This window comes from Micromonospora sp. NPDC049662 (genome assembly GCF_040675055.1).
Lineage (GTDB): Bacteria > Actinomycetota > Actinomycetes > Mycobacteriales > Micromonosporaceae > Micromonospora.
Window position 1 is genome coordinate 1 of record NZ_JBFAOC010000111.1, and the last position, 4,517, is coordinate 4,517.

Here is a 4,517-nt window from a genome sequence, read left to right on the forward strand (position 1 = left end):
ACTGCACTCGTGAGGGTGTGGGAGAGTAGGACACCGCCGGACAATCTTTCAGGAATGGCCACCCCTATCGGGGTGGCCATTCCTGCATTCCCCCCAAGAAGAACCCCACCCCTTGTCCCGCGCCCCCGGCCCCATTCGGCGCCGGTGATCATGAAGTTACTGCCAGGACACGCCGGTGACAGTGGCAACAACTTCATGATCAACACGCCGGGGAGGGGCGCCGGGGCACGTGGAGGGGTCGGCGGGGCTTCGGTGGGTGGCTACTGGACTTAGGGTCGGTCTGTGGGGGACGTGCTGATTCTTCTCGTCTTTGGCTGTTGCGTGGCTGTCGTGCTGGCCGGGCTGTGGTGGCTGGGCGTACGCGGTCGCCGCCGCGGTGTCGGTGGCGAGGTCATGGGGCCGTTCGAGGAGATGTGGCATCCGGCGGCGACGCGCTACCGCGCGGAGATCCGCGTACAGGAGCAGCGTTTGACGCCGAGGTCGGCTGCCGACGACACCGACGGGCGGGCTCAGGAGGGCTTGGGGCCGCAGACGTAGCGCGGCTCGGCGTCGTAGCGCCAGGTGAACTTCTCCCGCTTGACCACCACGCCGTCCTTCTTGATGACCCGGAAGGCGTCCTGGGTGAAGCCGTTGATGCCGTTGCTGGGAATGCACTTCGGGCCGGGCTCGAGGTGGATGAGCTTCGGCGTGGTGGTGTTGCGGCGCGGGCCGTACTCCGTCTTGACGCTGTCGTAGATCTTCGTGCTCCAGATGGAGACGGTCACCGAGCTCGACGTGTACGACGTGTCGATGAGCAGGCCGTACTCGGTGTTGTTGCGGAACTTGAAGTCCAGGTTCGGCCAGAAGATTGTCGACTCGATGACGGCCGGGTACCTGTCGAACCAGTACGAGTGGGGTTTGTGCTCCACGTCCTGGAGGCCGGCGTAGTAGGTGGCGTTGAAGAGGGTGGTCGTGAACTGCGACGTGCCACCCCCGACGCCGGGCACCAGCTTGCCGTCCAGGATGACCGGCGCGTCCTGGTAGCCCTGGGCGTAACCCCGCTCGCCGGTGTGCCCGTTGAGGGAGAACGTCTTGCCGGGTAGCACGACCGTGCCGTCCACCTTCTTGGCGATGGTGGCGATGTTCTGGCTGCGCGGCGACGACATTCCGCCGGTGAAGCGCGTGGTGAAGGTGGACACCCGTTCCTTGATGCCCAGAGCGGCCAGCTTCTCCGTGGTCACCTCCGGCGGCGTCTCCCTCAGCTCTCCGGTCACCTCGCGTCCGTCGGGCTTCGGTAGCACCGCCAACAGGTCGCGGCTCAGTGTGGCGGTGTCGAGCTGCTGCCCGGCGCGCCCGTCCACGACCGTGGGACGGCCGCCGGCGATGGTCATCGTGGCGTCCTTCGGCGGCACCTCGATCGCGTTCAGCTTGTCGCCGAGGGCCGTCCGCAGTCGCTTGACGTCCACCGCCGGAGTGAGCTTGCCGGTCTTGTCGGCGGTGAAGCGGAGGCTCTTCGCGATGACCGCCGGTGGCACCTGCACCGAGCCCCGGTCGGTGCGCAGGGTGACCGGTGCGGAGACGGCCGGCTTGGCCAGTTCGGCGACCAGCCGGTCCACCTCCTCGGCGGTGGTCGCCGGCTGGCTCTCCACCAGTGGCACGGTGACCGGCGTGCCGGCGAGCCAGCCGGCCCGGACGGCGTCGACCGAGCGCTGCGGGTCGAAGGCGAGACCGGGCTTGGGGCGTACGACCTTGGGTGTGGTCCCCTGGTAGGAGATGGCCGGCATCGTCATCGGACGGACCTGGTCGCCGAGCGCCGTGCGCAGGGCCGCGTCCAGGCGGGGCGCGTCGACGGTGACGACCGGTTCGACGGTACGGGAGCCGACCAGCCGACTGACCGGGTGCGCTTGGGCCTCGGCCGCTGCCGCAACCGTGGCCGCCACATCGACCGCCAGTCCCACGTCGGCCGGATTGATCTCGGCGGTGCGCTCCCCGACCGTGATCCGCAGGGGCGCGGCGAGGGCTGCGGCCCGCCGCTCCAGCTCTGCCCGCAACTCCCGGTCGGCCGCGCTGCGGCTCCGACCGCCCAGCTCGGTGCCGAGCACGCTGGTGCCCCGGGGCACGTCACCGGCGTACGCCCAGGCGCCGGCACCCGCGACGGCGGCGAGGACGCCGCCGGTGATGCCCGCGCCGAGCAGCATCCGTACGCGGCGTGGACGGCGGCCGCTGTTGTCCGGCTCGCCCGTGGCGGTGGCCGTCGCCGGTGTGACAACGTCCGGCTCGTCGTCCGGCCAGGTGACTGCCGTGACCTGCACGGTCGGCCGGTCGTCGACGGGTGGACGATTGTCGCCGTACAGCGTCACTGCAACCTCGATCGCCAGGTGCCGCGGGAGGTCCCCCCTCCCGGAGGACACCACGGTAACCAATGGCCGGCCGTCCGCGCGGGCTGTGCCCGTTCGGTGCTGCCACCGCGTGTCGCCCGGCGTGTCGCGGGGGCGTGGGGTCGGTGCCCGCGCCGGGGGACGGGCGTGGCACGGTGGCGGGGTGGACGCTGCGGAGCGGGTGTTGGCGTACGGCGGGGGTTGGTTGGACCGGGCGGGCGCGTTACGCACCGACCCGGCTCGGCTGGACGCGTTGCTCGACGACCCGGCGACGGTGGTGCTGCCGCTGTGGCGGGACCGTTGTCTCGTCGACGGAGACGGTCCGGTCCGGCTGACGGCCGACCGCGCGTCACTCGTCCGGTCGGCTGCCGCGGAGACCGTGTTCCTGGGGCTCGACGGGGACGTCGCGGTGTTCGCCGTGGACCTCTCCGGTCTCGGTGAGGCCGCCGCCGTCGAGATGGCGGGGGCGGCGCGGGCCGTCGACGTACGGGCGCTGGTCGGGCGACTCGACCCGGCGGGCGCGGCGACCCAGGCATACGCGCGGGGGTTGCTGCACTGGCACCGGCAGCAGCGTCACTGCGGCACGTGCGGCGCGGTGGCCGTCGCCGGTGGTGGCGGCCACGTGCGGACCTGTTCCGGCGCGGAGTGCGGTCGGTTGCTGTTCCCCCGCATCGAACCGGCGATCATCGTGCTGGTCGAGGCGCCCGGCTCGGCCGGCCGTTGCCTGCTGGCCCGGCACGCGGGGGCGGCCGAGGACTCCTACTCGACGTTGGCGGGCTTCGTGGAGGTGGGTGAGAGCCTGGAGGACGCGGTCCGCCGGGAGATGGCCGAGGAGGCCGGGATCACCGTCACCGACGTGACCTACCAGGGGTCGCAGGCGTGGCCGTTCCCCGCCGGGTTGATGGTGGGCTTCCGGGCCACGGCGATGTCCGACGAGGTACGCGTGGACGGCGTGGAGTTGCTCCAGGCGCGCTGGTTCACCCGGGAGGAGCTACGGGAGCGGGTCGCGGCAGGTCGCCGGCTCGGCCGGGTGGACTCGATCGACCACCGGCTGCTGACGGACTGGCTCGCCGAGGCGCGCTGACCTTGCGGGCTCAGCCGTACGGATGAGTTCGGGGTCGTCTTCAGCGGCTTTTCAGCCCGGCGTTACGTAAATGTAACAATGCTGTGCAGCAACTACCGCTGGTGAAGATTCTGGAGTCATCCGCCCCAATTTCGATGGTTTGTCGCGGGAGCGGGTCGGCGTAGACCTGACTGACGGTGACGGTCAGAAATCTTGACGCCGAGCGCGGGTTACCGGCCAGTAGCAGCGCCCTTGTGAGGTACGTCGCTTCGCGAGAGCATCCAATCCGCACACTGCGCGATCCGCCGACCCATCCCCCGGAGCGGGACGCAGCGGCCACGTGCTTTCCCGTAGTCCCGAGTCGCGACTGCGATCGGTGACCCCCGGTTCGAGGAGGACCCGTGAAGGATTCGGAAACCCGTCAGGCGCAGGGTGGCACCCGCTGGCGTCGCTTCGCCGCCATGATGGTTCCCGCTGCGGTCGCCGTCGGCGGCATCGTCTTCGGTATGGCCAACGGCGCCATCGCCGCCAACATCACCGTCGCCGGCAAGCCGTTCAAGATCTCCGCCTCCGAGCTCGACGGGAAGGGCTTCAAGCAGTACGGCGGCATCGTGACCACCAAGGACGGCAAGATCGTCCCGGTGGCCATGTCGGAGATCGGCGAGGCCCACCTGACCAAGCTGTGCCAGTCGGTCGACGCCTCCATTCCTGGCCTGCCCAAGATCGTGCTGACCATCAACGCCGGCGACGCCCCCGGCAAGGAGGCCGTGGCCAAGAACCTGCTGATCGCGATGGAGTCGCTCGAGGGTGACGCCGAGTTCACCGACATCAACATCGGTAAGGACGCCAGTGACCTCGGCCCGGCTCCGGCCGGCTCGTTCGGCCAGGACGCCACGCACGTGAACATCAAGGACCTTGAGCAGGTTGCCCGCTATACCACCGCCGGCACCTTCACGCTGACCGGACTCAAGTTGAAGGTCAACGTCGGCGCTGAGGCCAAGGGCCGACCCCAGCCACGATCTGGTGGTCTCCACGCTGGACGACGGAGTGGCGGTGCTGGACCGGACGGCCGGCCGGCTGCTGCGAGTGCAGCGCGG

Annotated in this window: 3 protein-coding genes and 1 pseudogene; 3 read left to right on the forward strand and 1 reads right to left on the reverse strand. The window is 70.1% G+C overall.

From position 1 onward, the window contains the following. Positions 1 to 282: 282 nt before the first annotated feature. On the forward strand, positions 283 to 537 hold the full coding sequence (locus AB0J36_RS34255) for a hypothetical protein (RefSeq protein ID WP_357172758.1): 255 nt from the start codon (positions 283 to 285) through the stop codon (positions 535 to 537). Here AB0J36_RS34255 and AB0J36_RS34260 read toward each other — a convergent pair. Next, positions 510 to 2,339, reverse strand: a complete 1,830-nt coding sequence (locus AB0J36_RS34260; protein ID WP_357172755.1) for a VanW family protein — start codon at positions 2,337 to 2,339, stop codon at positions 510 to 512. The two genes, AB0J36_RS34255 and AB0J36_RS34260, sit on opposite strands and share 28 nt — an antisense overlap. Before the next feature lie 181 nt (positions 2,340 to 2,520). Between AB0J36_RS34260 and nudC the strand changes: the two genes are divergently transcribed. Continuing rightward, positions 2,521 to 3,441 (forward strand): NAD(+) diphosphatase, encoded by a 921-nt coding sequence (nudC, locus tag AB0J36_RS34265; RefSeq protein ID WP_363661589.1) that lies wholly within the window; start codon positions 2,521 to 2,523, stop codon positions 3,439 to 3,441. A gap of 440 nt (positions 3,442 to 3,881) precedes the next feature. Beyond that, a pseudogene (locus tag AB0J36_RS34270) lies at positions 3,882 to 4,421 on the forward strand (DUF6230 family protein); the annotation flags it as partial. Positions 4,422 to 4,517: the final 96 nt, after the last annotated feature.